The following is a 25,775-nucleotide window of genomic DNA, read 5'->3' as shown; positions in this document are numbered from 1 at the left end:
CATGTCTTTCTTATTTGGCTTCGATAAGTCCTAACTCACCGTCTTCACGACGATAAAGAACGTTTGTTGTAGCGTCTTCTGCGTCTGTGTAGATGAAGAAATCATGTCCTAGAAGTTCCATTTGTAGGATAGCTTCTTCAACATCCATTGGTTTTAGGCTGACGTGCTTAGTACGAACAACCTTTGTTTCTGGAACTTGCTCAATAGCTTCTGCTTCAAATTCATCTGTGAAAACTTGTCCAGCTGGTACTTTTTCACGGTGTTTTTTAGCGATTTTTGTTTTATTTTTGCGGATTTGGCGCTCGATTTTGTCAACAACCAAGTCAATAGAGCCATACATGTCTTGAGAAACATCCTCAGCACGAAGTACAACGGCATCCACTAAGATAGTCACTTCAACTTTTGAAGATTTTTCACGGTAAACTTTCAAGTTGACACGTGTGTCTAGTGTTTGATCTTCATTAAAATATTTTTCAATTTTAGCAAGTTTGTTTTCAACATAAGAACGAAGGGCATCTGTAACTTCGATGTTTTCTCCGCGAATACTAAATTTAATCATAAAGTACCTCTTTCTTGCGCTCATCACGCTTTCTTTATTATCATTATAACCGCTTTCATGAAAGTTTGCAAGTTTTTAACGCACTAATGAAAAAGTTCTTATCTGCTTGACACCATTTTCCTTTAGCAAAGAGACGATATCAGCTAGTGTGGCGCCTGTGGTGTAGATGTCATCAACCACTACTATCTTGTCTGGTAATAACGCCCCTGCTACCACAGAAAAAGGATTGTCATGGGAGAGACGCTCCTGCCTTGAGAGGCTTGATTGCTTGGTGATATGGGCTTTTTGAAGAATTTCTTGATAAGACACTTTAGCAGCGTCTAGTAAAGCGGTGACTTGATTGAACTGACGCTCTTGGTAGCGCTCAGGGCTAACAGGTACTGGCACTATCGTGTAGCCTTTAAAGAAGCGTAAATGCGCTTTCAATTCATTTGCAAAAGCATGGCGTAAGAGATAGTCTCCCTCAAACTTAAAGGCAGAAAAATAAGCTTTCATGCTATCGTTGTACTGATAGAGCGCTTGATGATGGACGGTGTAACCTTTTTCTGCCCACTCCTTGCAGTCTTGACACTGCTTGTCTATGTGTGATTTAAAACAGGTCGGGCAGTGACTTTTTGAAACTTTATCAAAGCCTTGATAGCAGTCTGGGCAAAGGCGATGTTGGCTAGGTTTTAGACTTAGAATATCTGAAAAACGCAAAGGTTCTTCACAGTAACTTCCACAGAGCAAACAGGTCATTAAAAACCTCCTTTTTTGTTCATATCTTTGATTTCGGCTATGGATTGTTTGATGGCTTTGGTGAGACCAGCGTGGAAAAAGAGAAGCTCGCCTGTTGGCCGCTCCATACTTCTGCCAACCCTTCCTGCAATCTGCACCAGAGCGCTTCTGGTATAGAGCCTGTGGTGGGCTTCAATCACAAAAACATCCACACAAGGAAAGGTCACACCACGCTCTAAGATAGTCGTCGAGACAAGCATGCTAATCTCCTGCTTGCGAAAAGCTTCGACTATCTCTAATCTATTTTCCGTCTGGCTAGAGACAAATCCTATCTTTTCGTCTGGAAAATGACGTTCTAGACACTTGGCAAACTGCTGACCTTCTTTGATATTAGGATAAAAGAGCAAGAGGGGAAAGCCTGTTTGTCGTTGTTTTTTGATATGATGGTGTAAGGTTCTTGGCAAGCGCTGTTTAGCCATATTTTTAAGGACATTTTCCTGCCAAATGGGCTTTGGGACGACAAGTGGATTGGCATGGAAACGCCGTGCCAAGTGAAGTTTTTGCAGCTCTCCTTTTTTGACCATTCTCTCCAGAGCATCTGTCGAGGTTGCAGTTAGGTAGACAGTCACTCCGTCTGCTGTTACGGCCTGCTTAGCCGCATGATAGAGGCTAGAATTGTCCACAAAGGGAAAAGCGTCCACCTCATCAATAATCAGCAAATCAAAAGCCCTATAGAAAGTCATCAGCTGATGTGTCGTTGCAATAACCAAGGGCGAACGCTGGTAGGCTTCTGACTCACCGTGCAAGAGACTAATCGGACAGGAAAAATCCCGTCTCAAGCGCTTATCAAGCTCTATACAGACATCCACCCTAGGACTCGCCACACAAACAGCACCGCCCTTGTCAATGACACTCGCAATAGCCTGATAAATCATCTCAGTCTTTCCGGCACCCGTCACCGCATGCACGAGCAGATTTTGCCCCTTAGCAATGCCATCCACCAAACCATCTGACACCTCTTTTTGAAAAGGCGTTAGCTGACCAGGCCAGTTGAGGCACTGGGTCTTAGGAAAAGCCGCTTGTGGAAAATAGCAGAGCTGGCTGGCGCTAGACAGACGCCCAAAAACGATGCAAGTCCTACAATAAAAATTTCCTGTTGGGAGCACTGTCGCCTTATCAACCTTTTGTCCACAGCGCAGGCAGATGTCGTTACTTCCCTGCTTTTTAAAGACTGGCACGACTTGAGCTTGCTGGACAAACATTTCTGGTACTCTTTCCTTGGGCAAGCGTCGCCCGTAAAAATCTTCTAATGTCTCCATACCTATCTATCCGAAAATCTTTGCTAAACGAGGAGTTTTTGGTACAATTTTGATATGGACTATAAAACAATCAAAGAAGACGGTATTGTCGAGGAAATTATCAAAAAATCACGCTTTATTTGTCATCTAAAGCGTATCACAAGCGAAGAAGAGGGGCGAAACTACATCGCTGCCATCAAAAAGGAACACTACAAAGCCAACCACTCCTGCTCTGCTATGATTATTGGCGAACGTGGAGAGATTAAGCGCTCTAGTGACGATGGTGAGCCTAGCGGAACAGCTGGTGTGCCTATGCTGACTGTACTTGAAAAGCAAGAACTGACCAATGTCGTTGCTGTCGTGACACGTTATTTTGGCGGTATCAAGCTCGGTGCTGGCGGGCTTATTCGTGCTTATGCTGGCAGTGTCGCTCACGCTACCAAAGAAATCGGACTGGTGCACGTCAAAGAGCAGGCTGGACTTCGATTAACGCTAACTTATCCCCAATACCAGGTCTTTTCAAACTTCCTAGAGCAGGAAAATCTCACTGAGCAAAACACACAGTTTTTAGAGCAGGTGACGACTGAACTTTATATGGATCCTGAGGTTCTTGATGTGATACAAGAACACCTCGTTGACTTTTACCAAGGCAAAATCACCATGACTAAAATCGACCCACAAATTATCGAAGTGCCACTTGAGCTAAGTGATAAAGAAGAGCTATCACGGTGATAAAAAATGTGTATTTTACAATCAGGAAAAGGGCGTTTATACTAAGACTACAAACCTAAAAAGCGAGGTAAACCCTATGTCAACGATTTACAACTCTATTACCGAATTGATTGGAAATACACCGATTATCAAACTCAACCGTATCGTCCCTGAAGGCGCAGCTGATGTTTATGTCAAGGTCGAAGCTTTCAACCCTGGCTCTTCTGTCAAAGACCGTATCGCTCTTGCCATGATTGAAGACGCTGAAGAACGTGGTATCATCAAGCCTGGTGACACCATTGTTGAGGCGACTTCTGGAAATACCGGCATTGGACTTTCTTGGGTCGGAAGCGCCAAAGGCTACAAGGTTGTCATCACCATGCCTGATACCATGTCTATTGAACGCCGTAAAATCATCCAAGCTTACGGCGCAGAACTTGTCTTGACACCAGGAAATGAAGGCACAAAAGGCGCTATCATCAAAGCTCAAGAAATCGCTAAAGAGCGTAACGGCTTTATCCCAAGCCAATTTGAAAACCAAGCCAATCCTGCTATCCACGAAAAAACAACAGGTCAAGAAATTCTCAAAGCATTTGGCGAAGACGGCTTAGACGCTTTTGTAGCAGGTGTCGGTACAGGTGGAACGATAACAGGGGTTTCACGTGCTCTCAAAAAAGCAAATCCAAACGTCAAAGTCTACGCTGTTGAAGCAGATGAGTCAGCTGTCCTCTCTGGCGAGCAACCTGGACCACACAAAATCCAAGGTATCTCTGCTGGTTTCATCCCAAACACACTTGATACCAAGGCTTACGACCAAATCATCCGCATTAAGTCTGATGATGCCTTAGCCACTGGGCGCACTATCGGTGTCAAGGAAGGTTTCCTCGCTGGTATCTCTGCTTCAGCTGCTATCACAGCTGCGATCGAGGTCGCAAAAGAACTCGGTCAAGGCAAAAAAGTGCTAGCGCTCCTGCCTGACAACGGTGAGCGTTACCTCTCAACTAGCCTCTATGATTTTGATAATTAAAACTAAAAAGAAGTCTCAATGAGACTTCTTTTTAGTTATGTTTTTGTTGTTTCAAAAAGACTTTTGCTTCTCTTATCCAGATGGGTAATTCCTCGACAAAAGGTTTAAAGCCAATTTTGTAGCGGCTGTTTGAGAAACGGTGGCGATGTGGGAAGTGGTGTTTTTCTTCCTCCAAGGTGCGCATAGATAGGCTTGCCTTTTGGCTAAACTCATCATAGTCCACCACCTGCACCAAAACCTCCTCACCGACAGACAAGGTTTTATAGATATTGTCAATATAGCCCGTCTTAATCTCAGAGATATGGATAAGCCCCGTCGTGCCATTTTCGAGTAAAACAAAGGCGCCATAAGGCTTAATGCCTGTGATGGTTCCTTTGTATTTTTCACCAATTTTCATCTATTCACTAACCTCGATTGTCTCAATAACGACATCCTCAACTGGTCGGTCTTGCGCTCCTGTCTCAACAGTAGCAATCTTATCAAGTGTCTTGTAAGACTCTTCACCAACCAGCTGACCAAAGACAGTGTGTCTGCGGTCTAGGTGGGGTGTACCGCCATTTGCAGCATAGATTTCTGCGATTTCCTCTGGCCAGCCACCACGCACCAGCTCTTTTTTGGCATAAGGAATCTTGCTATTTTGGACAATGAAGAACTGACTGCCGTTGGTGTTTGGACCGGCATTTGCCATAGAGAGTGCCCCACGGACATTGTAGAGTTCTTCAGAGAACTCATCCTCAAAGCTATCGCCATAGATGGACTCACCACCCATACCTGTACCTGTTGGGTCACCCCCTTGAATCATGAACTCTTCAATCACACGGTGGAAAATGATACCATCGTAGTAGCCTTGTTTAGCAAGACCTAGGAAGTTTGCCACTGTTTTTGGCGCATGATCTGGGAAAAGCTTGACGCTCATATCCCCAAGATTGGTCTTGATGGTCGCAACTGGTCCGTCAAAGTTTTCAATATCTACTTGTGGGAAGGATAATTGTTTGTCAATCAAACCAAGAGCCACAAGAGCATCTCGGATACCGTGCTCTTCAAGCGAAGTCGTCACGTAGTCTGCTTTTTCTTTGAGCTCAGGCACACCGTCTCCCATAGCCACAGAAAGCCCAGCATAGTCAAAGAGTTCCATGTCATTTGGTCCATCACCAAAGACAAGGATGTTTTCAGCGCTAATACCGAGTTTGTCAGCCACTTCTTTGACACCAGTAGCTTTTGAGATGTGCGCTTGAACGACATCTGAAGAATTTTCATGCCAGCGTACCAAACGAAGATTTTCTTGCAATTCTTTTGACAATTGCAAGCTGTCTCCAACTTCCTCAAAAGTCCACATTTGATAGACATCGTTAGTCTTGTAGTAGTCTGGCTCAACATCACAGACGCCATAAACTGGCACCATAGCATTGTCAATCAATTCTGAGCGTTCTGAGACAACTGGCTTATCAGCGCCACAAAAACCGTAAGCAATCTTATTTTCCTCTGTCCATGCGATATACTCTTCGATGACTTCTTTTGAAATCGGGTGTTTTTGAATTGGCTTTGCATTCTTATCAAGAATATAAGCACCGTTGATAGTCACAAAATAATCTGGCTTGAGGTCACGAATCTCTGGCACAACACCGTAGTAGGCACGCCCAGAAGCAATCCCAACGGTGATGCCTTTTTTCTTGAGCTCAGCAAAGACAGACGGAATGCTGTCTGGTATGAGACCTGTCGCTTTTCTACGAAGTGTGTCGTCAATATCGAACAAAACAGCCTTGATTTTTTTAGCTTTATACTTTACTTTGGCATCCATGATAGACTCCTTTAGTTCTTAAATTGTTTATATACTCTTTATTATACCATTTAATAGTCATCTTGTGGAACCAGATGATGTTGAAAGGCATAAACAACAGCTTGTGTGCGGTCAGCGACTTCTAACTTAGCAAGGATATTAGACACGTGGGTCTTGACAGTCTTTAGCGAAATAAAAAGTTCGTCAGCAATGGTTTGATTGTCATAGCCTTTTGCAAGCAGCGCTAAGATGTCACGCTCTCTAGCCGTCAATTCCTCATAGAGCTCTGGCTGGCTGTCGTGGGCTTTTATCTTTTTGTCCACCTCGGTTTCAATGGCTAGTTCATTTCTTGCAACCTTGCGAATGGCATGTAAAATCTCAGAAGCACTAGACGTTTTGAGCATATAGCCTTTAGCCCCAGCCTTGATAACTGGATAAATCTTGCTGTTATCTAGATAGGAGGTCAAGACCAAGATTTTCACATCTTCCCATTCCTTTAGTAGCGCTAGTGTCGCTTCAACGCCGTCCATCTCAGGCATGACCAGATCCATCACCACCACATCTGGACGCTTCTCAAGAGCAAGGCGAATGCCTTCTTCTCCATTGACCGCCTCGCCAACGACCTCGACGTCCTCTTGCAAATCTAAAAAACTCTTTAAGCCAAGTCTGACCATCTCGTGGTCATCTACTAAAATCACCTTAATCATCATCGTTCTCACTTTCTTGCGTCTCTTCTACATCCTCAGCTATCAAGGGCAAGCGAATATCAAGACTCGTGCCCTTTCCTGCTTGACTGAGCAATTGAATGGTTCCTGCCAAATCATCCACTCGGTCTCTGATATTTTTTAGCCCATAGCTCAGCTCATGGTGCTCGTCAATATCAAAACCAACACCGTTATCCACCATTTTGAGCTGCAGGCTGTTGTCTGTCTGGTGGAGGTAAACCTCAAGCCGTGTAGCTTTGGCATGTTTTAGGGTGTTGCTGATAAATTCCTGACCAATCCGAAAGACATTGTCCTCGACCTTTTTAGGCAGCGTGGTCACGTTATTTTCATAGACTACTTGGATGTTGCTCTTGTCGGTCAGCTCTTTTAAGATAAGGTCAAAACCTTCAGACAGCGTGCGATTTTCAAGCTCAATAGGGCGCAGGTGCAAAAGCAAAATCCGCAAATCATTCTGCGCTTTCTCAAGCGTATCTTCGACCACTTGGAGTTGCTTGGTCATCTTTTCGCTGTCAATATGGCTGGCGTTTTGGATGAGCCCTGATAAAATCATGGTCGCTGCAAACAAATCTTGACTCACCGTGTCATGCAAATCACGGGCAATACGTCCTCGTTCTTTTTTGACGATTTCCTCACCGTTTAAAAGACCTGTGTTTTCTGTGTTTTGCAGGCTCGTTGTCAGCTGTGCCATTTTTTTAGACAAGCGCTTCAAATTGGTGTTGAGTTCTGTGTCTTCCTCAAGTTTTAGCGGTGTATTGGTAAGGATACGGCGCAGATTGCGATTAATCTGACGCTTACTCAAATCATCCAAAATCACCCAAAACAAGAGGAGTAAAACCGTCAGAGACACCGTGATGAAAAAGACTGAAAAGACAAAGCGCTCCGCTAGCCAGATATTTTTAAAGGAATGCAACAAGTCAATCTTGAGACTATCCAGCGTCACAAAGACAATGGCAGACACCGTCAGAAGGGCGTAGAAGAGTAGAAGCAGATAATATTGCTTTTTCATTGGCGTCTCACCTCCACATCTCCTGCCAAGGTATTGACCACTAGCTTAACCCGCTTGACCTTTTTGCTATCACTGTCTTTAAAAAGGCTAATGGTTTCATTGCGCAAATCATACTGGTCAAAGTCCAGATAACGAATGCTACCGTAAATCGAGCTCACCTCTGCCTTGATCGCCACGTCAATAGGAACGATAATGGTCGTTGGACCAAACACCTTGCGGATGAGAATGACATTATCTCGTCCCTCGACAATGACCTGTGTCAAATCAATCGTATCACTGCCCACCATTCGGATGATATTGATGTCATCAAAGGCATAGCTGTCACTCTCATGCACGTTACTGCCAATCCACTGATTGCGCTCATGTTTGGCTGTGAGAAAGGCATCCTGAAATTGCACAAGAGCGTAGCGGTTTTTCTTTTTGACTTGAGAAAAATGATTGATAACCACATAAATCACTGCAAATACCACCATGAGGACAATGTAGGGATTGAGCATAAAGATAAAGAGCAAGAGCAAAAGGCTTGCGCTCAAGAGAAAATCCCCTCGGTTATCTTGATTGTAAAAGCGTACCACCATCAAAAGCGCTGCAACGATGAGAATAAAACGGGATAAATCCTCTTTTAAAATCGTCAGCAAACCCAGTGTCAGCAAAACGACCTCGACAATCACAAAAAATTGAAACTTTCGCATAGCCTGCCTTTCTTTTCTAAACTAAAAATGAGGATGAGACAAATGTCCCAGCCTCATTCATCCTATTTCTGCTTTCTAACTTTCTAGTCAGAAGAATCTTGTGACTCTGTGCTACTGCTTGCTTCTGTTGAGGCTTCAGACTCACTGCTATCGCTAGTTGAGCTTGTTTGCGTACTACTTTGACTGCTTTGTGTAGACTCTTGTGAGGATGAGCTTTGCGTGCTTGACTCACGGCTACTTGCGCTACCAAAGTAGAGGATAATCTCGTCAGAAGAAAGATCGATACGACTACCTGCATACGGCTCTTGTGCCATGACAATATCAGATTGGCTGACGCTGCCTGACACATAGCTAGCTGTACTGCTATTGTAGATGTATGTCCTAATACGGCTAGTCTTTACCCCTAGGCTCTTCAACTGAGCAAGCGCATCTGCATAGGTCATCTGATAGAGATTAGGCATCTCAACGCTGTTATTTTTAGCGACAGTAAAGGTAATCTTGCTTGTACTGCCGACAGTGAAGCTCTCACCCGAGCTAGGAGTTTGGCTGATAATGGTGCCATTTTCATACTCGGTGGTAGACACTGTTTTCTTTGTAATTTGCGAGCTCTTGATACCGTAACTACTCTTTAGCGTAGCGACAGCAGAAGAATAGCTATCACCTACAAAGTCTTGCATAGTAATGGTCTTGGTCGCTGAGGCAACATAGATGTTAATCTTTGAGCCTTGCTTTCTAGTGGTACCTGCGACTGGGTCGGTTCTGACCACCTGACCACTATCAACATCTGAGCTTTCTATCTCCTTGACGTCACCTACTTTAAGCTCCTTATCCGTAATGGCAGTCTTAGCTTGCGCTAAGCTCATTCCTGCGACATTAGGCACTTCGACATTAGTTGGGGAGGTGAATGTGAGATAAGCAATCACTACGATGATAACAGCTAATAAAGCAATGAAAGCCTTCACCGCTCCACCTAACCAACGCCTACGCAAGGACTTTTTCTTTTTGCTCTTGCCAGCTGACTTGGTCTGCGTAGCCTTGCTTGCTGCTTGTGATGAGGTCTGCTCCTCACGCTCTCTGGCAGCTTTTTGCTTTTCTAAAAGCTGTGCTGTTGAGAGATTGGTCTGCGTTTGAGAGACCTTTGGCAAGGTTTTAGTTGTCTCATTGTCTCCAAAGACGAGCTTTGGTTCATTTTTTCGGCTATCGCTAAGAGCTGTCGCCAAGTCACGACTCATCTCAATAGTTGAAGTGTAGCGGTCGGTCAACTTTTTAGCTGTCGCCTTGATGACAACATTCTCTAAAGCCTGCGGAACAGCCTTATTTTCTGCAATGATAGAAGGCAAGGGCTGCTGAAAATGCTGCAGGGCAATCGTAACGGCGCTATCGCCATCATAAGGAATGTGCCCTGTCAACATCTCAAAGAGCATAATCCCCATAGCGTAGATATCACTCTGCACCGTCGCTTTTGAGCCACGAGCCTGCTCTGGTGAGAGATAATGTACAGACCCTAACATGGAGTTGGTCTGCGTGAGACTAGTCTCAGCAAAGGCGACAGCAATCCCAAAGTCCGTCACCTTGACCGTCCCGTCACGGGTTAGAAGAATGTTTTGCGGCTTCAAGTCACGGTGGATAATCCCCTGCTGGTGAGCGAGTGTCATAGCAGAGAGGACTTCCTCCATAATACGCACCACAAGTGGATTTGGCAGTGGAGCATGCGCTTGAATATAGCGCTTGAGGTCAGGACCATCAATATACTCCATGACCAAGAACTGCTGCCCATCCTCCTCACCGATGTCACGAATGGCAACGATATTGGGATGGTTAAGCTCTGCCATGGCACGTGCTTCACGCTGAAAACGTGCCACCGCAATCTGGTCTGTCTGGTAATTGGTACGCAGCACTTTGATAGCGACTTCTTCATTGTCTAAGATTAAGTCACGTGCCAGATAGACATCTGCCATGCCGCCTCGTCCAATGGATTTTAAAATCCGATAACGACCAGCAAACAACTTTCCAATTTGTATCATGTGCTTGCCTCACTTTCAAAATGAACCAAAGCGACAGAAATATTATCTAGCCCCCCACGCTCATTTGCAAGTGCAATCAAAGCTCTACTCTTATCATCTAAGGACATATCCTCTGCTAAAATAGCTGTGATATCCTCTTTTGAAATCATGTTGGTAAGACCATCACTATTGATGACCAGATAATCACCTGCTTCAAGGACATGAGCCGCTAAGTCTGGCTCTACAGGGTTTGCTTGTCCGATAGACTGGGTGATGATATTTTTCTTTGGATGCATTTCTGCTTCTTCTTCGGTGATTTCACCAGCTTGTACCAAGGCATTGACCAAAGAGTGGTCGCTGGTTAATAGCTGATAGTCATTTCCTCGAACAAGACCAATCCTAGAGTCACCAACATGGGCAAAAATAATATTATTGTCAACAATAGCTACGGCTTCAACAGTTGTCCCCATACCACGATATTCTTCTTGCTGTCCCATGTCATGAATCTTTTGATTTTCCTCTTCGATGACATGAAGCAGCCAATCACGGATGTCCACTAGCTCCGTAAAGCTAGTCTCCTCCCAAAGTCTACCAAGGTCTAGGACTGTCATTTCGCTAGCAACATTTCCAGCACGGTGTCCTCCCATGCCATCAGCTAAGACCACAAGAGTAATCCCATTTTGATTTTCAAAATGGCTCACATAATCTTGATTGCTTGATCGACGTTGCCCAACGTCCGTTAACAGTGATAATTCCATAGTTTTTTCTTCCGACTGTTGTCTATTCTTTCTAAACACTCATGCCATGCGTTTGAGCTGCGCAATGAAAAAGCCATCGCAGCCATATTGCTCTGGAGTGATGGTGATACAACCATCTTCGACAAGCTCCTGGCAAGGGTGTGTCAATTTTACTTGTGTAAAATGAGGATGTTCTTTTAGGAACTGTTTAATGACTTGACGGTTTTCAGTCTCAAAAATCGTGCAAGTACTATATGTTATTATACCACCTTTACGTATGGTTTGACAAACACTATCTAAGATTTCGAGCTGGACTTTGGCTAAAGCTTCAAAATCTTGGTTGGCTTTGTTGTATTTGATGTCTGGTTTACGTCTGATAAGCCCAATCCCTGAACAGGGAGCATCAACCAAGGCTTTATCAAAACTGTTTTTTGGAAAGACTTGGTGGACTTTTGTGGCGTCTAGCTTTTTGGTTGTGATTTTATCGGCAACATGTAAGCGTTTAGCATTTCCCTCTACAAGTGCTAGCTTGTGGTCGTAAAGGTCAAGCGCTGTGATATGTCCTGTGTCAAGATAAGACGCCATGTGGCTGGTCTTGCCACCAGGGGCGCTACAAGCGTCAAGAATAGTCTCATCTCCTTCTATGTCTAATGTCGGTGCTACCAACTGACTAGACTCATCTTGAATGGTGATTTGTCCTTCTTGGAAATAGCGTGACGCTGAAAAGTGCCCTGTCGCAGACACCAAAGCAGACTCTGCAACAAGCGAGTCCTCAAGACCAAGAGCCTCTTTGATTGCCTCTTTGTCCTCTAAGTTTGTGACACGCACACTGGCTTTATTGCGGACAAAAAGGCTAGCTAAAATCGCCTCAGCACGCTTCTCTCCGTACTCATCTATCAGTTTTTTGACTAGCCAGACTGGTGTGGAGTAGGTGATAGACAAGCGTTTATTTTTACGCTTAATGCTAGCCAGGTCTGGTAAGCCCTCTCTAAGAATGCGACGTAGCACGGCATTGACTAGCTTACTGCTTTTAGGGTGTGCCACTTGTTTAGCAAGATTGACCGCTTCATTGACCACCGCATGCTCTGGAATCTTATCCAGATAGACTAGCTGATAAAGGCTCATCATCAAAAGCAAATAAATCTTTTTATCAAGCGTCTCACGGTCTGCGATGTAGTGAGACAGATACCACTCAAGCGTTAGCTTTCTTGCCACCGTACCGTAGACAATTTCTGTGACCAGCCCCTTGTCTTTTGCAGTGAGCTGGTTTTTTCTGAGCTGTTTATCAAGAGCGATGTTTGAGTAAGCCCCCTCGGTAAAGACATCTTCCAAGGTTTCAAGTGCCACCAAGCGTGCCTGTTTTGTTTTAGTTTCCAAAGTAATCTCCTACTTGTAAATTGCGACCGACACCGTTTAGAAAGTCAGCAATTGCCATTTTCGGCTTGCCTGCTGGCTGAACGACATCAAGTGCTAGAGCACCGTCTCCTGTTGCTACGATCAGCTCTTTCTTGCCTTTTTGGATAATCTCACCAGGTTTTCCGCTGCCTGCAACCTCGTGAACTTGATAGAGTTTGAAGCGTTCTCCATCAAGCAGTGTATGCGCTACAGGCCAAGGGTTCATCCCACGCACATGATTGAAAATCGCGCGAGCGGACTTTGTCCAGTCGATACGCTCTTCTTCTGGTGTGATATTGGGTGAGAAAGTCGCTTGGCTAGCGTCCTGTGGGACAGGTTTTAATTGACCAGAGAGATAATCTGGCAGGCTATCAAGCAATAAATCACGTCCAATAACGGCTAACTTTTCAAACATGGTGCCGACATTGTCCTCATCTGTAATCGCTGTTTTGCGAGTTGCTACCATATCACCAGCGTCCATCTCCTTGACCATCTCCATCAAGGTCACGCCAGCCTCCTCATCCCCATTGATAATAGCATAATGAATCGGTGCTCCGCCACGGTATTTTGGCAGCAGCGAAGCATGAACGTTGAGCGCAAAGTCAACACTGTCTAAGAGCTTACTTGGCAAGAATTGCCCAAAGGCTGCTGTGATGATACCATCTGCACCTAGTGCCATAATTTCCGCTAGCTCCTGACTGCCTGAGAGTTTTTCAGGCTGGTAGATAGGCAAGTTATGTTCAAGCGCTACTTCCTTGACTGGTGTCATGCGGATTTCTTTTTTACGTCCAACCGCTCGGTCTGGCTGCGTGACAACAGCTATCACTTCGTAGCGATTATCCGCTAATAAGCCCTTAAGCACCGTCGCTGAAAAGTCTGGTGTTCCCATAAAAATCAGTTTTGTCATAATCTCTCTTTTCTATATGTTTTGTGGTTCATTATCAATCTGCACCCGCAGTTTTTTGTTGTCCTTTTCCTGCGTCCAATCAAGGATACGATTGAGAACCGTCTCTAGATTGTCCTCAAAGCGGTATTTGATAATGATGTGATAGTGGTATAAGTTATGTGTTCTGGCAATTGGTTTTGGTGTTGGACCAAGGAGTTTTGCTTCAGGGCTCAGCGTTTCTTTTAGCATGGCTAAGACCTGATAGGCTTTTCTGGTCAGCTCAAGCTCATCTGCTAGCGAAAGTGTAATGCCCACCGTGTAATAATAAGGCGGATAAGACATCTGCTTACGCACATTCATCTCATAGCGGTAAAAGGTCTCGTAGTCCTGCTTTTTAGCTAGCTGAATGGCGTAGTGGTCTGGGTTGTAGGTCTGGATGACCACCTCACCAGACTTGTCTCCTCGCCCTGCACGCCCTGCCACTTGCGTCAGCAATTGAAAGGTGCGCTCTGAGCTGCGAAAGTCTGGGAGATTGAGCGACGTGTCCGCATTCAAGACACCAACCAAGGTCACATTTGGAAAATCAAGCCCCTTGGCAATCATCTGAGTGCCAAGCAATATGTCAGCTTCGCCATTACCAAAAGCCCTTAAAATCTTTTCATGTGCGCCTTTTTTACGTGTCGTGTCCACATCCATCCGCAAAATCCGAGCCTGTGGAAACACCTCCTGCAACTCATCATAAGCCTTCTGCGTCCCTGTTCCATAGTAGGCAATGCTGCGACTATTACAATTAGGACAGGTCCTTGGAATCGCCTTTGTAAAGCCACAGTAATGGCAATTCATGGTCTTTGTATCCATGTGCAGCGTCAGAGAAATATCACAGTTGGGACAGTTATCCACATAAGCACACTCCCGACACATGATAAAGCTGGAATAGCCCCTGCGGTTGAGCATAAGAACACTCTGCTCACCCCTCTCGAGACGATTGGCAATCTTCTCTAAGAGCAGTGGTGTGTAGTTGCTTGGGCTTTTTTGCCCCAGATAATCTCTAAAATCTGCAATCTCTACTTGAGGCAGGCTAGCTTTGGGGTTAGCTCGATTAGTCAACTGCAGAAAATGGTAGACCTTGCGACTAGCTCGTGCTCTACTCTCGATACTAGGCGTTGCAGAGCCCAGCACCACAACAGCCTTGTGGTATTTGGCACGAAGAATAGCAACGTCTCTAGCATGGTAGCGAGGATTGGACTCTTGCTTATAGCTTGCTTCATGCTCCTCATCGATGATAATGGCTCCGATATTATCAAGCGGAGAAAAGATAGCTGAGCGTGCGCCAACGACCACACGAGCTTTACCTGACTTTATCTTGCGCCACTCGTCGTACTTCTCCCCATCAGATAGACCAGAGTGCATGATAGCCACTTGCTTGCCAAAGCGGGAGATAAAGCGGTGAGTCATCTGAGGAGTCAAGGAAATCTCAGGCACGAGGACAATCGCCGTTTTACCTTGCTTTAAGACCTTGTCAATGATATGCAGGTAAACCTCGGTCTTTCCAGAACCTGTCACGCCTTCTAGTAAAAAGGGGGTGCTATCCTTGCCAATCGCTGCACTCACCGTCTCAACGATAGTCTGCTGTTCGTCATTTAAGGTCAGAAAATCCGTCTTTTCCACCGTCTCAAAATAACTGTCCGCTCGATTAACAAGACGCTCAGACAGCGTGATTGCCTGCGCTTCGATGAAAAACTGGACTACGTCTCGTGAGTACCTTTCTCGCAAATCACTAAGCTTGCCCTTTGAAGACGTCTCTAGGTACTCTTTCAACGCCTGACGTTTCTTGGCTCTCTGGCTAATCTCTAGAGAAGCTAGAGTGCTAGAATTGACTTGATAGTATTTCTGCGTTTTAACCGTCTTTTTGTCCTTGGCGAGGTAATCAAGGGCAACCTTTTTTTGCCTAGCCAACTTAGTAAGAAGCTGTTTTTGGGCGTCTGATACTTCTGAATAGCGCATGCTCGCTTGTCCTGAAAAAACACTGTCAACGACATCTTGTGGCGTCTCATCCGTCACGGAAAAAAGCTTGTCATACTGTGAGTTCAAAAGACTTGGTAGCATAGACTTGAGGATAGAAATCTTGTAGGAAAAGACTGTTTTTCGCATGGCGTCCGCAAGCGCTAGCTGTTCTTCATTGAGAACCGGCTCTGGGTCAAGCACTTCTGCGATTTCTTTGAGTGACTGTGAACTGTCTAGCTGCTCCTTAAAGCCAACGACAAAGCCCTGCAAGAGCCGATTACTAGCCCCAAAGGGCACGTGAACCCGACTACCAAGCGCAACGTCCTCTTCTAAGTCCTTTGAAATAGCATAAGAAAAAGGTTTATCTGTCTGCATAAGTGCAGCATCCACAATGACTTGTGCAACTTTCACGTCTCCACCTCCTACTTTTTGGCTTAGCTGTTTTATTCATTATATCAAAGAATATGAAAAATCTAAGATTAAAAACCTTAGATTTTTTCGCCGTCTTCTTTTTCTTTTGCGATACGCTCTTTGATTTTGCGCTCTTCTTCTTCTTTAAGCAAGCGCTCTTCTTCGATTTTAGCACGCACTGCTGCACGCTTAGCCTCTGGATCTGGGTGGATAATAACATTGCCAGACTCGATTTCTTCAAGCGCACGAAGTGTTGACTTGACTGAGGTGAACTCTTGAGTTGGTTTTGCGCCAGCTTCTAGCTCGTGAGCACGTTTGGCTTGGAGAACAACCAAGGAATATTTTGATGGTACCTTGTCTAGCAAAGTATCAATCGATGGTTTTAACATCATAAGCTTTTATCTCTTTCTATCTTTTTTACAGTTTGGGTGTTGATTTGACCATGTCACGGTAGTGACCGATAACACGCTCTACACGGTAATGCTCTGTCTCAATGATATGCTTAACACGCTCAGCAGCAAGGGCAACCTCGTCATTGACAACAGCGTAATCATACTCACTCATGAGCGCAATCTCTTCTTTGGCACGCTCAATGCGTTTTTTGATGACTTCTTGACTATCTGTCCCACGACCCACCAAGCGGTCTTGAAGTTCGTCAAGGTCAGGCGGTGTTAGGAAAATAAAAACACCATCTGGTACTTTAGACTTGACCTGAAGAGCCCCTTGTACTTCAATTTCCAAAAAGACATCAACGCCCTTGTCAAGTGTTTCATTGACATAGGTCAAAGGTGTGCCGTAATAGTTGCCGACATACTCAGCATACTCCAGCATCTCACCTTTTTTGATGAGATCTTCAAACTCCTCACGGCTTCTAAAATGATAGTCAACGCCATCAACCTCACCAGGACGTTGTGGGCGTGTCGTCATTGATACCGAATATTCAAATTTATGGTTGGGTGTTGAAAAAATCTCTTGTCTCACAGTTCCTTTGCCAACACCAGATGGACCTGAAAAGACGATTAACAAACCACGTTCAGACATGTCAAACCTCCACATTCATTCTCTTTAGTTTACCAAAAAACATAGGGGATTTCAAGCTCGCTTTGCTAAAAAGGAGAAGATAACTCTATCTCCTCCTTTGTCTACCAAAGAGATCATCTTTATTTTTACGGTCAACTCTAGCATATAAGACCATCATAGACGGGAGAGTGCGACCTTGCTTAGCAAGAAGACGTCCCACTCTATAGCGTCTAACAAAGGTAACTATTGGCAAAATAAAATACGTATAGATACCAGCGATTGGTGAAAAGTAAGCAATGAGGACAAAAATAAGGAGCCAACCATTTGTCCGAACAGCGTACTGTCTGATACGTCTTTCTAAATCTTCCTTAGAAATGGTCTCTGGCAAGTTTTTGACAAAGCCATATCGGATATAGAGTATCCTTGTGGTATCTTGTAGTAAGCTAATAAACAAGGTCAATATCCCATACACCACAACAGCAATCGAGCGATTGTCATAGTGCATCATGAATTTTGTCATCAATGGAACCAGACAAACCAAAAGGTGGTTAATGGTATCTAAAGCGATAATTTCATCGTTGGTATTGTCGGTGCCAACACCGTTTTGAGTGCGCTCGTACCAAAAGTTAAAAATAATAGTAAAACTCAGCGCAAAAAGCCCGATGTGATTGATAAAGGCGCTAAGCTCACCACTGTTTGTTGGCGCCTCAATTTCTAAGACCAAAATAGTCATAGCAATGGCAATAATGGCGTCACTAAGAGCGTCAAGGCGTTCCTTAAATTTCTGCATGTTCTTTTTCCTTTCTATCTTTGAAAGCCTTTACTAAAAAGATAAGGAGAAGATAGTCCTATCTCCTCCTTTGTCTGCCAAACAGTTCATCTTTATTTTTACGGTCGGGTCTAGCATATAAAACCATCATGGACGGCAGTGTCCGTCCTTGCTTGGCTAGAGCACGTCCCACTCTATAGCGTCTGACAAAGGTCACCACTGGTAAAATCAAGTAAGTGTAAACCCCGACATTTGGGTTAAAGTAAGCAAAAATGGCAAAGACAAGAATCCAACCATTTGTCCGAACGGTAAACTGTCTGATACGATTCTCTAAGGTTTCTTTTGAAATCGAGTCTGGCAGGTTTTTAATAAAGCCGTAGTTGATATAGCGGAGCCTGATGATGTCTTGAAGCAAGCTAATGAAAAAGTTCAACAAACCATAAGCCACAACAGCGATAGAGCGTTCTTCATAGACCATCATAAACTTGGTCATCAGCGGAATCAGACAGACCAAGAGATGGTTAATCGCATCTAGAGCGATGATTTCATCGTTGGTATTGTCCGTGCTGACCTCATTTAGCGTCCGCTCATACCAGAAATTGAAAATCATGGTAAAACTCAGCGCAAAAAGCCCGATGTGATTGATGAAGCTACCAAGCTCTTTGCTGTTGGTTGGTGCGCTGATTTCTAAGACCAAAATGGTCATAGCAATCGCTACGATAGCATCTCCAAGAGCGTCAAAACGCTCCTTAAATTTCTGCATAAAACTTTCTCCTTTTTTCCTTTAGGATACTAGTATAGCATACTTTAGAGCGCATTTACAGCCAATCTTTTTGGCGAGCTTTTTGTATAGCTTCCATGCGATTAGAGACACCGAGTTTACTAAAGATACGAGAAGTGTAGTTGCGCACAGTCCCGTCAGACAGATAAAGTGCTTTTGCGATTTCCTTGCTGGTGAGACCTTGTTCGATATGCTTTAGTATCAAGCGCTCTTGTGCAGTTAAGGGATTGTCATCGTAGGCAATGCCTTCAACAAGCTCTGGCGAGTATTCTTTGCCACCAGCAAGGACAGTGTTGATAGTTGCCATGAGTTCTGACGTGGAGCGGTCTTTTAGGACATAGGCGTCTACTTTTGCGGCTAAGGCTCGCTTAAAATAGCCTTTTCGTCTAAAGGTCGTAACGATGATGACCTTAGTGTCCTTATGCTCACGCACCCACTCCAGCACTTCTAGCCCAGACTTTTCTGGCATTTCGACATCTAAAATCGCCACATCAACTGGCTCTTTTTCTAAAAGCGCTATCGCTTCTAAGCCGTTGCTGGCTTGATAGACCGTCTCTACACTTTCTTCCATGAGGAGCAATTGGCACAGCGCATCACGCAGCATAGACTGATCCTCAGCCACTAATAATCTCATACTCTATCTCCCTCTTGTAACTCGATACGGACAATAGTCGGGTGTTTCAAAGAAACAACTTGACTAGCTCCATTGACCAACTGCAGGCGCTCGCGAATGCTTTTAAGCTCCTGCCCAGTCAACTCCATAAAACCGACGCCATCATCCTCGCACTCAATAAAGAGCTTGCTGTCACTGTCACGTCCTAAGGTCAAGCGACAATGCCTAGCCTCACTATGCTTGACAACGTTATTAGTCAGCTCACGTAAAACCATGGTGATAGTTGACTGGAGCACAGGCGACAAGCTCTCAAGCTCTAGCTTATTTGTCAATTGCAGACTAATCCCAGACAGGTCAAACAAACGCTCAATCTCCTGCAACTCCTCAGCTACCGTACGGTACTTGAGATTATTGACAATCTCTCTGACTTCATACATGGACTCGTGGCTGATACGATTGATGTCCTCGATTTGCTGCTTGGCGCTGTCATATTGCTTGTTTTCTAACTGCTTTAGGGCAAGCTCGGTCTTTAGTGTCATCATGGCAAAGGTGTGCCCAAGTGTATCATGCAAATCACGTCCGATACGATTGCGCTCATTTTCAGCAGACAGGATGTTTATGGTGCGGTTCTTCTCCACCAACTCCTGCTTGATGAGACGTGCCTGATGGTCTTTTTTAGAGGCTACTGTAATCCCCATGATAAAGACCAGCACAACCAAAAGCTGCATGGCATTTACCGCGCTCATGCCGTCTCTCACAACCACCGTCGCAACAGCACCAAAAAGGGTCAAATAAAAGAGAATGAATTGCCAAGAAAACCAGCTAGCGTTGAACTTGTAAACCAAAAGGTTCGTCGCAAAGAAAAAGTACCAGACAAAGTTGACATCGCCAAAAACTACCATGCCATAGATGTAAGCAAGGATAAAAAGCCAAAACAGCCAGTTGCATTTCGCTAAAATCCCTCGCACCAAAAAGAGGTAAGCTATGGCAAACAAAACGGTCGCAGGAATCACAAGGATAGCGCTCTTCCAGTTATAAATGGAACTCAGCGCAAAAACAAGAAACAACAAAGCGACATCGTAGCGAATAAACGACAAGGGGTGTTTTTTCAACGGTCTCCAAACTCCTTTTTCTGACTCGTCCAAAATAGCAGCAGCAAGGCACCAAGTGCATAAGCAATGAGGACGAAAAATGATGTGTTTATTATTGTACCATTTTTGAGGTAGCTTGTAACTAAGTGATAAAAGTGATAGGTTGGTGTGCACTTACTGATTGCCTGCAACCAGTCAGGAAACATGGATAGAGGCATCCACATGCCACCAAGCATGGCTAAGCCTATGTAGAGGAGGTTGCCAGCAGTCGATAGGGCTTCGCTGGATTTTATGGTAGACAGCAGCAGACCAAAAGGCAAAAAGCACAGCATGGCAAACATAAGTAAAACCGCTGACATCAACCACTCTGACGTAGGCAGGTCAACCCCACGCACAAAGTGCCCCACTGAAAAACTCACCACAATCGCTACAAGGTAAAAGAGAACAATCCGCAACACCTTAGCAAGGTAATAAAGCGGCATAGGAACTGGCGTGTGCTTTAAGAGACGCAAGCGGTTGGTTTTTCTATCCTCTACTAGAGAGAAAGGCAGAGTGAAAAAAACAAGACTGAGACTCGCAAAGGCTGTCATCGTCATCAGATAGTCTCTTAAAATGGTTTGCTCAGCTGGGGTTGTCCCAACACCCTGCGAGAAAAAGAGAAAGAAACAAGAGGGCAAGATAATTGCCGTTACAAAAGAGATAAGGTTACGTTTGGTTAACAACCATTCATTCCACATCAAAGCTTTAAACATCGTCATTTCACACTCCCATCATTAAAAATATTATCCATCAAACTGCGATTGGTCATCTCGATATCAGCAATCGGACATTTTACTTCTTCAAGCAAATGCCAGACTTCTTCAACGTTGTTGCTTGTAAAGCTGATATTGTCCCTTTTTTCCTCAATAGCTGAGGCGTCGGCTATCCTCTCTAGCAAATAGCGGTAGCTAATGGGCACCGTAAAGATTTTCTGACGCTTTTCTTTTTTGAGGGCATACGGTGTCGTGTCACGAAGCAACTGTCCCTCTTTTAGAACCAGCACTCTATCTGCTGTCTGCTCCACCTCCTCGATATAGTGAGAAGAGTAGATAATGGTTTTATCTTGCGCTTTTAAGTCGTCAATCAAACGCCAAAAATACTGACGTGTCGCTGTATCCATGCCCGCTGTCGGCTCATCTAAAAAGAGAATGTCAGGCTTTCCAATCAAAATCAAAACAAACTGTAACAAGCGCTTTTGCCCACCAGACAGGGTACTTGCAAAACTATCATACTGCTTATCTGAAAAACGCAGCAAGGCTTTTATCTCCTCATCAGAGAGAGTGTCCTTGTAAATAGCTTTTTGAAAAGCAATAAGCTCACGTACTTTCATCTTTTCTTGGACCAGATTTTCCTGAAAAAGGACGGTCACTTTTGACTTTAAGTCCTTTGCCTGTGGCGACTGCCCGAGGATACGAATCTTGCCACCTGTCGTCTTGACATCGCCTAAAAGACATGACATAAGAGTGGTCTTACCAGCCCCATTTGGTCCAATGAGCGCTACACACTCACCGTCTTCAATCTGAAAACTGATGTCTTTTAAAATGCTCTTATCTGCTACTGATTTGTTTAAATTTTCTACACGAATCATGTCAAACTCCTTTCTTAAGACACTCTTAGTATAGCAGGAAGTAAAACATGCTCATAGACCAGTTTGTCATGACATGAGATGACTTTTGTCACTTCATCAAAAAAACGTTTAGAACCTAGTTCTAAACGTTTTATTTTGCATAAGTAATGGCACGTGCCTCACGGATGAGGGTGACTTTGATATTACCTGGATAGTCGAGATTATTTTCGATTTTCTTGCGCACTTTATGCGACAAAATCACCATCTCATCATCGGAAATCTTATCTGGACGCACCATGATACGAATTTCACGCCCAGCTTGAAGGGCAAAGCTGTTTTGAACCCCATCAAAACTATTGGCAATGTCCTCAAGGTCACGCAGACGCTTGATGTAGTTTTCGATAGACTCATTCCTAGCACCTGGACGGGCTGAGCTGAGCGAGTCTGCTACTGCGACAAGGACAGCAATCACCGTCTCAGGCTCAACATCACCATGGTGGCTGGCGATAGCATTGACCACAACAGGGTGTTCCTTGTACTTGCGTGCCATCTCTGCACCAATCTCCACGTGACTGCCTTCGATTTCTTTATCAACAGCTTTTCCCATATCATGTAGAAAACCAGCTCGTCTGGCAAGATCTACATTTTCACCGAGCTCACCTGCGAGTAAACCAGCAAGCTTTGCGACTTCAACAGAGTGACGAAGGACATTTTGCCCATAGCTGGTACGAAATTGCAGACGCCCCATAATCTTAATCAAGTCTGGGTGCAAGTTGGGAGCGCCAACCTCAAAGGCAGCTGACTCACCGTACTCACGAATGCGCTCATCCATCTCCAAGCGATTTTTCTCCACCAACTCCTCGATACGAGCTGGGTGAATGCGCCCATCCTGAATAAGCATCTCAAGTGTCATGCGAGCAATCTCACGACGAATCGGGTCAAATCCAGATAAAACAACCACCTCAGGCGTGTCATCAATGATGATATCAATACCCGTCAAGCTCTCAAGCGTTCTGATATTGCGCCCCTCACGCCCAATGATACGCCCTTTCATGCTATCATCAGGCAAGTGCACTGTAGTGACCGTCTGCTCAGGCACAAAGTTGCCGGCTAGACGTTGCATGGCTTGCGCTAGCAGATTTTTAGCAATCTTTGTTGAGCGCTCCTTAATGTCACGCTCTGCCTCACGAATACGCCCCGCAATCTCATGCGTCAACCCCTCCTCAGTCCTATCTAAAATAAGCTGACGAGCCTCGTCCTGTGTGAGTTCTGCCAAGCGTTCCAGTTCTTGATGCTTTTGTTCTTCTAATGTTGCGACTTGTTTTTCACGCTCATCAATATGTCTAGTACGATCCGTTAGACTCTGCTCCTTGCTTCCAAGGAGCTTTTCACGATCGGAGAGCTTTTCATCTTTTCGATCAAGAGTTGTTGCACGCTCTGTTAAGCGTGTCTCCATTTGCTTTAACTCCTGTCTTTCAGACTTGAACTCCCTATCAACGTCTTCACGATACTTCCTAGCCTCTTCTTTTGCTTCTAAGAGATATTCTTTCTTTTGGGCTCTGCTGTCACGCTCTGCTGACTGGCGAATGTGCTCTGCTTCCAGCTCAGCTTTACTACGAACATTGACAGCTTCTTGTTCAGCATTTAAAAGAGTTTGCTCTGCGGCGTCTTGCGATGCTTTAAGACGCATCGTCATCACCGCATAACCAATAATCAAACCAATGAGGGCACAAACAACAGCAATGATAACATTAAGCATGTTTATACCTCAATCTAAATTTTACTAGCTTTCATTAAGGAAAGACCACCTAAAATTCTATCATAATTTGTAACAATTCTCAATTTAAAATAACAAGCATTTTTCAAGATTTTATGATATGATAACTAAAAGATGACCTTGTTATAAGGAACACATAATCTACTTTATGAGTACAATTTACAGGAGGAAAACATGTCAAAAGACGTTATCGTTGAGAGTTTTGAGCTAGATCATACTGCCGTTAAAGCGCCTTATGTGCGTTTGATTTCTGAGGAAGTGGGACCAAAAGGAGACGTTATCACAAACTTTGATATTCGCCTCGTTCAGCCAAATGAAAATGCCATCCCTACGGCTGGGCTTCATACCATTGAGCACTTGCTAGCAAAACTCATTCGCACACGCATTGATGGGATGATTGACTGCTCACCCTTTGGTTGCCGTACTGGTTTTCACATGATTATGTGGGGACGACACACCAGCACAGACATCGCAAAAGTCATCACTTCAAGCCTAGAAGAAATTGCTAATGTCACTTCTTGGGAGGATGTCCCAGGCACAACCATTGAGTCTTGTGGTAACTACAAAGACCACAGCCTCTTTTCTGCTAAAGAATGGGCAAAACTCATCCTTTCAGAAGGCATTTCAGACGACCCATTTAATCGCCACGTGGTTTAAAAAAAATCAGACGCATGCGTCTGATTTTTTTCTTAATAATCGAGTGCATCAGAGTGACCAGCGGCATTTCCGACAAAGTAACCTGTCTTATCATTGATAGAGAAGAGATAAGTTCCATCAGGTTTAAACATGTTGTAATAACCGTTGCCGTTGATGATATTGACACGCTCTAAGATAAAGTTATTACCTGTGATATAGCCACGTTGACGTGAAATCTCCAAAATCTTCTCAAGCACACCTGGATTAAATGTCCAAGCAGAGTTTGAGCTATCAGCAATCTTGCTAAAGTCGTATGGCACACGACTGCGATCACGTTGCAAGATAGCAGGGTCATAGTTAGTGATACCATAGCTTGACGCTGCAGATACCGTTTGTCCACTTGTTGCTTGAGTGCTGTCTGTTGAAGACTGTGCTTGCGTTGTATCTGTTGCGGCTGCACTTTGTGCTGTCGTATCAGCTGATGACGCTGCCTGCGCTGCTGCTTCTTGAGCGCTGGTTAATTGCGCACGTCCGTCGGTAACGGCTGCCTGCAAGAGTTTGTCAAGCGTGCTGTTGCCTGTATTTAGTGTGCTGCTAGCCAAATCATCAAAGTTCGCATCTGACTTGACAGTAGCGTCTGTCTGACTACCATCAACGACTCTAGCAGAGTCAAACTTAGCATTCACCGCTTGGATAGCCTTGATTTGTGCTTCTAAGCTGTCGTACTTGCTCTTAGCAGCCTTGTAATAGCTAGTATTTTTCAAAGCGTCCAGCTTGGTCTTTAAATCTGACAATTGGTCAAACTGGCTGTTTTTGAGAGCTGTTTGCGTACTGTCTGTAAAGAAAGCGTCATAAGCTTTTGTAAAGGCGCTGTTGGCTTCTTTAGCTGCCTTGGTACTTGTTGAGCTTGATGTACTTGTGCTGGTTTTGGTCGTTAATGACGTGCTAGTACTTGTTGTTTGGTCTTTATTATTACTAAACCATGTGAAGCAAAAAGCGATAATCGCTAAAACCAAGACAATCAAACTTCCCCAGACAATACGGCGAGAGCGTTTTTGATTGTCCTCTTCAACAAAGTTCTCCTCAAGTGACGGCGCTTCTTCCTCTTGAGCCACTTCTTCTTGTGCTTCGTTTTTCACAAGCGGTGTGACTTCTATCTCGTCAATGACAGGCGCCTCCTCAACAGGTGTTTGGGGCACTTCATCGCTAGAAGCAGTCTCTTCTTTTTGGCTTTGCGCTTCAATCTCTTCGAGTTCTTGCAATTCTTGTTTTTTCTTTTCGATAAACTCATCAAGTGAAGCTGTATCTAACTGCTCAAGCTCTGCCACTTTGGTATCAAACTTTTCTGCAGTTACCTCATCACGGTGCTGTTTGATATAGCGGTCTAACACACCATCTTCTTCGGTGATACCTGCTTTCATGTCTGCCTCTGCTCTAGCTGCCTCGCCGACCGTCATCTGCTGTGCTTTTTCAAAGTCAATACCATCAGGTTGCTTGCTTTCTGGTTGTTTATCAGTGTCTTTTGTCACAATAA

General features: G+C 44.5%; 26 protein-coding genes. 3 read left to right on the top strand and 23 right to left on the bottom strand.

Going from position 1 to position 25,775, the window contains the following annotated elements; translation table 11 throughout:
• Positions 1-10: 10 nt before the first annotated feature.
• The 3 genes from hpf to G5B60_RS02490 all read right to left on the bottom strand — a co-directional run bounded on the left by hpf (position 11) and on the right by G5B60_RS02490 (position 2,595).
• Positions 11-559, bottom strand: a complete 549-nt coding sequence (gene hpf / locus G5B60_RS02500) for a ribosome hibernation-promoting factor, HPF/YfiA family (RefSeq protein WP_164682447.1) — start codon at positions 557-559, stop codon at positions 11-13.
• 75 nt (positions 560-634) lie between these two features.
• Positions 635-1,297, bottom strand: a complete 663-nt coding sequence (locus tag G5B60_RS02495) for a ComF family protein (protein ID WP_164682445.1) — start codon at positions 1,295-1,297, stop codon at positions 635-637.
• Positions 1,297-2,595, bottom strand: a complete 1,299-nt coding sequence (locus G5B60_RS02490) for a DEAD/DEAH box helicase (RefSeq protein ID WP_164682443.1) — start codon at positions 2,593-2,595, stop codon at positions 1,297-1,299. The genes G5B60_RS02495 and G5B60_RS02490 overlap by 1 nt, the downstream gene beginning before the upstream one ends.
• A 54-nt stretch (positions 2,596-2,649) precedes the next feature.
• Here G5B60_RS02490 and G5B60_RS02485 point away from each other — a divergent pair, with 54 nt between their 5' ends.
• Together G5B60_RS02485 and cysK are read left to right on the top strand one after the other, a co-directional pair.
• Positions 2,650-3,306: a YigZ family protein gene (locus G5B60_RS02485; RefSeq protein WP_164682441.1), complete on the top strand. Its 657-nt coding sequence runs from the start codon at positions 2,650-2,652 to the stop codon at positions 3,304-3,306.
• Positions 3,307-3,382: 76 nt separating this feature from the next.
• Complete coding sequence (gene cysK, locus G5B60_RS02480; protein ID WP_164682439.1) at positions 3,383-4,312, top strand: cysteine synthase A; 930 nt, start codon at positions 3,383-3,385, stop codon at positions 4,310-4,312.
• A 31-nt stretch (positions 4,313-4,343) separates the two neighbouring features.
• On the opposite strand, the gene G5B60_RS02475 is transcribed toward cysK, so the two are convergent.
• The 19 genes from G5B60_RS02475 to G5B60_RS02385 form a co-directional block, all read right to left on the bottom strand.
• Complete coding sequence (locus tag G5B60_RS02475; RefSeq protein WP_115268507.1) at positions 4,344-4,709, bottom strand: S1 RNA-binding domain-containing protein; 366 nt, start codon at positions 4,707-4,709, stop codon at positions 4,344-4,346.
• Positions 4,710-6,110: a Cof-type HAD-IIB family hydrolase gene (locus G5B60_RS02470; RefSeq protein ID WP_164682436.1), complete on the bottom strand. Its 1,401-nt coding sequence runs from the start codon at positions 6,108-6,110 to the stop codon at positions 4,710-4,712. It lies immediately after the preceding gene.
• Positions 6,111-6,160: 50 nt separating this feature from the next.
• The gene (locus tag G5B60_RS02465) at positions 6,161-6,799 is read right to left on the bottom strand and encodes a response regulator (protein WP_421038677.1); all 639 of its coding nucleotides are present in this window, start codon (positions 6,797-6,799) and stop codon (positions 6,161-6,163) included.
• Positions 6,789-7,820: a sensor histidine kinase gene (locus G5B60_RS02460; protein ID WP_164682435.1), complete on the bottom strand. Its 1,032-nt coding sequence runs from the start codon at positions 7,818-7,820 to the stop codon at positions 6,789-6,791. Before G5B60_RS02460 ends, G5B60_RS02465 begins: the two co-directional genes overlap by 11 nt.
• Complete coding sequence (liaF, locus tag G5B60_RS02455) at positions 7,817-8,512, bottom strand: cell wall-active antibiotics response protein LiaF (RefSeq protein WP_164682433.1); 696 nt, start codon at positions 8,510-8,512, stop codon at positions 7,817-7,819. Before liaF ends, G5B60_RS02460 begins: the two co-directional genes overlap by 4 nt.
• Before the next feature lie 83 nt (positions 8,513-8,595).
• The gene (gene pknB / locus G5B60_RS02450) at positions 8,596-10,536 is read right to left on the bottom strand and encodes a Stk1 family PASTA domain-containing Ser/Thr kinase (protein ID WP_164682431.1); all 1,941 of its coding nucleotides are present in this window, start codon (positions 10,534-10,536) and stop codon (positions 8,596-8,598) included.
• Positions 10,533-11,273 carry a Stp1/IreP family PP2C-type Ser/Thr phosphatase gene (locus G5B60_RS02445; RefSeq protein ID WP_164682429.1) on the bottom strand — a complete coding sequence of 247 codons (741 nt, stop codon included), beginning with the start codon at positions 11,271-11,273 and terminating at the stop codon, positions 10,533-10,535. The genes pknB and G5B60_RS02445 overlap by 4 nt, the downstream gene beginning before the upstream one ends.
• Before the next feature lie 39 nt (positions 11,274-11,312).
• On the bottom strand, positions 11,313-12,629 hold the full coding sequence (gene rsmB, locus G5B60_RS02440) for a 16S rRNA (cytosine(967)-C(5))-methyltransferase RsmB (protein WP_164682427.1): 1,317 nt from the start codon (positions 12,627-12,629) through the stop codon (positions 11,313-11,315).
• Entirely contained in the window at positions 12,619-13,554 is a 936-nt protein-coding gene (gene fmt / locus G5B60_RS02435) for a methionyl-tRNA formyltransferase (protein ID WP_164682425.1), read from the bottom strand. The genes rsmB and fmt overlap by 11 nt, the downstream gene beginning before the upstream one ends.
• Before the next feature lie 12 nt (positions 13,555-13,566).
• Positions 13,567-15,912 carry a primosomal protein N' gene (locus tag G5B60_RS02430; protein ID WP_241154545.1) on the bottom strand — a complete coding sequence of 782 codons (2,346 nt, stop codon included), beginning with the start codon at positions 15,910-15,912 and terminating at the stop codon, positions 13,567-13,569.
• A 113-nt stretch (positions 15,913-16,025) separates the two neighbouring features.
• Positions 16,026-16,340 carry a DNA-directed RNA polymerase subunit omega gene (gene rpoZ / locus G5B60_RS02425; protein WP_164682422.1) on the bottom strand — a complete coding sequence of 105 codons (315 nt, stop codon included), beginning with the start codon at positions 16,338-16,340 and terminating at the stop codon, positions 16,026-16,028.
• 25 nt (positions 16,341-16,365) lie between these two features.
• Complete coding sequence (gmk, locus tag G5B60_RS02420) at positions 16,366-16,989, bottom strand: guanylate kinase (RefSeq protein ID WP_164682420.1); 624 nt, start codon at positions 16,987-16,989, stop codon at positions 16,366-16,368.
• 85 nt (positions 16,990-17,074) lie between these two features.
• Complete coding sequence (locus tag G5B60_RS02415) at positions 17,075-17,758, bottom strand: TMEM175 family protein (RefSeq protein WP_164682418.1); 684 nt, start codon at positions 17,756-17,758, stop codon at positions 17,075-17,077.
• A 58-nt stretch (positions 17,759-17,816) separates the two neighbouring features.
• On the bottom strand, positions 17,817-18,500 hold the full coding sequence (locus G5B60_RS02410; protein ID WP_164682416.1) for a TMEM175 family protein: 684 nt from the start codon (positions 18,498-18,500) through the stop codon (positions 17,817-17,819).
• A gap of 55 nt (positions 18,501-18,555) precedes the next feature.
• Positions 18,556-19,152 (bottom strand): response regulator transcription factor, encoded by a 597-nt coding sequence (locus tag G5B60_RS02405; protein WP_164682414.1) that lies wholly within the window; start codon positions 19,150-19,152, stop codon positions 18,556-18,558.
• Positions 19,149-20,243 (bottom strand): sensor histidine kinase, encoded by a 1,095-nt coding sequence (locus G5B60_RS02400; RefSeq protein ID WP_241154470.1) that lies wholly within the window; start codon positions 20,241-20,243, stop codon positions 19,149-19,151. Before G5B60_RS02400 ends, G5B60_RS02405 begins: the two co-directional genes overlap by 4 nt.
• A complete protein-coding gene (locus G5B60_RS02395; RefSeq protein ID WP_164682410.1) occupies positions 20,240-20,980 on the bottom strand; it encodes an ABC transporter permease in 741 nt (246 codons plus the stop codon). The genes G5B60_RS02400 and G5B60_RS02395 overlap by 4 nt, the downstream gene beginning before the upstream one ends.
• The gene (locus tag G5B60_RS02390; RefSeq protein ID WP_164682408.1) at positions 20,977-21,849 is read right to left on the bottom strand and encodes an ABC transporter ATP-binding protein; all 873 of its coding nucleotides are present in this window, start codon (positions 21,847-21,849) and stop codon (positions 20,977-20,979) included. Before G5B60_RS02390 ends, G5B60_RS02395 begins: the two co-directional genes overlap by 4 nt.
• Before the next feature lie 130 nt (positions 21,850-21,979).
• The gene (locus tag G5B60_RS02385) at positions 21,980-23,587 is read right to left on the bottom strand and encodes a ribonuclease Y (RefSeq protein WP_164682406.1); all 1,608 of its coding nucleotides are present in this window, start codon (positions 23,585-23,587) and stop codon (positions 21,980-21,982) included.
• Positions 23,588-23,779: 192 nt separating this feature from the next.
• Here G5B60_RS02385 and G5B60_RS02380 point away from each other — a divergent pair, with 192 nt between their 5' ends.
• Positions 23,780-24,262: an S-ribosylhomocysteine lyase gene (locus tag G5B60_RS02380; protein ID WP_164682404.1), complete on the top strand. Its 483-nt coding sequence runs from the start codon at positions 23,780-23,782 to the stop codon at positions 24,260-24,262.
• Between the two features lie 32 nt (positions 24,263-24,294).
• On the opposite strand, the gene G5B60_RS02375 is transcribed toward G5B60_RS02380, so the two are convergent.
• Positions 24,295-25,770 carry a cell division site-positioning protein MapZ family protein gene (locus G5B60_RS02375; RefSeq protein ID WP_241154469.1) on the bottom strand — a complete coding sequence of 492 codons (1,476 nt, stop codon included), beginning with the start codon at positions 25,768-25,770 and terminating at the stop codon, positions 24,295-24,297.
• Positions 25,771-25,775: the final 5 nt, after the last annotated feature.

This window comes from Streptococcus hyointestinalis, from assembly GCF_011039275.1.
Taxonomy (GTDB): Bacteria; Bacillota; Bacilli; order Lactobacillales; family Streptococcaceae; genus Streptococcus; species Streptococcus hyointestinalis_A.
This window is presented reverse-complemented; position numbering and strand designations above follow the sequence as displayed.

Bases quoted from the DNA above. Each gene is read 5' to 3' on its own strand.
- pknB (WP_164682431.1), bottom strand. From the start codon at position 10,536: ATGATACAAATTGGAAAGTTGTTTGCTGGTCGTTATCGGATTTTAAAA.
- G5B60_RS02395 (WP_164682410.1), bottom strand. From the start codon at position 20,980: ATGACGATGTTTAAAGCTTTGATGTGGAATGAATGGTTGTTAACCAAA.
- G5B60_RS02490 (WP_164682443.1), bottom strand. From the start codon at position 2,595: ATGGAGACATTAGAAGATTTTTACGGGCGACGCTTGCCCAAGGAAAGA.
- G5B60_RS02445 (WP_164682429.1), bottom strand. From the start codon at position 11,273: ATGGAATTATCACTGTTAACGGACGTTGGGCAACGTCGATCAAGCAAT.
- gmk (WP_164682420.1), bottom strand. From the start codon at position 16,989: ATGTCTGAACGTGGTTTGTTAATCGTCTTTTCAGGTCCATCTGGTGTT.
- G5B60_RS02410 (WP_164682416.1), bottom strand. From the start codon at position 18,500: ATGCAGAAATTTAAGGAGCGTTTTGACGCTCTTGGAGATGCTATCGTA.
- hpf (WP_164682447.1), bottom strand. From the start codon at position 559: ATGATTAAATTTAGTATTCGCGGAGAAAACATCGAAGTTACAGATGCC.
- G5B60_RS02485 (WP_164682441.1), top strand. From the start codon at position 2,650: ATGGACTATAAAACAATCAAAGAAGACGGTATTGTCGAGGAAATTATC.
- G5B60_RS02460 (WP_164682435.1), bottom strand. From the start codon at position 7,820: ATGAAAAAGCAATATTATCTGCTTCTACTCTTCTACGCCCTTCTGACG.
- G5B60_RS02380 (WP_164682404.1), top strand. From the start codon at position 23,780: ATGTCAAAAGACGTTATCGTTGAGAGTTTTGAGCTAGATCATACTGCC.
- G5B60_RS02495 (WP_164682445.1), bottom strand. From the start codon at position 1,297: ATGACCTGTTTGCTCTGTGGAAGTTACTGTGAAGAACCTTTGCGTTTT.
- G5B60_RS02470 (WP_164682436.1), bottom strand. From the start codon at position 6,110: ATGGATGCCAAAGTAAAGTATAAAGCTAAAAAAATCAAGGCTGTTTTG.
- cysK (WP_164682439.1), top strand. From the start codon at position 3,383: ATGTCAACGATTTACAACTCTATTACCGAATTGATTGGAAATACACCG.
- G5B60_RS02405 (WP_164682414.1), bottom strand. From the start codon at position 19,152: ATGAGATTATTAGTGGCTGAGGATCAGTCTATGCTGCGTGATGCGCTG.
- G5B60_RS02385 (WP_164682406.1), bottom strand. From the start codon at position 23,587: ATGCTTAATGTTATCATTGCTGTTGTTTGTGCCCTCATTGGTTTGATT.
- G5B60_RS02475 (WP_115268507.1), bottom strand. From the start codon at position 4,709: ATGAAAATTGGTGAAAAATACAAAGGAACCATCACAGGCATTAAGCCT.
- liaF (WP_164682433.1), bottom strand. From the start codon at position 8,512: ATGCGAAAGTTTCAATTTTTTGTGATTGTCGAGGTCGTTTTGCTGACA.
- G5B60_RS02415 (WP_164682418.1), bottom strand. From the start codon at position 17,758: ATGCAGAAATTTAAGGAACGCCTTGACGCTCTTAGTGACGCCATTATT.
- G5B60_RS02390 (WP_164682408.1), bottom strand. From the start codon at position 21,849: ATGATTCGTGTAGAAAATTTAAACAAATCAGTAGCAGATAAGAGCATT.
- G5B60_RS02430 (WP_241154545.1), bottom strand. From the start codon at position 15,912: ATGCAGACAGATAAACCTTTTTCTTATGCTATTTCAAAGGACTTAGAA.
- G5B60_RS02465 (WP_421038677.1), bottom strand. From the start codon at position 6,799: ATGATGATTAAGGTGATTTTAGTAGATGACCACGAGATGGTCAGACTT.
- fmt (WP_164682425.1), bottom strand. From the start codon at position 13,554: ATGACAAAACTGATTTTTATGGGAACACCAGACTTTTCAGCGACGGTG.
- rpoZ (WP_164682422.1), bottom strand. From the start codon at position 16,340: ATGATGTTAAAACCATCGATTGATACTTTGCTAGACAAGGTACCATCA.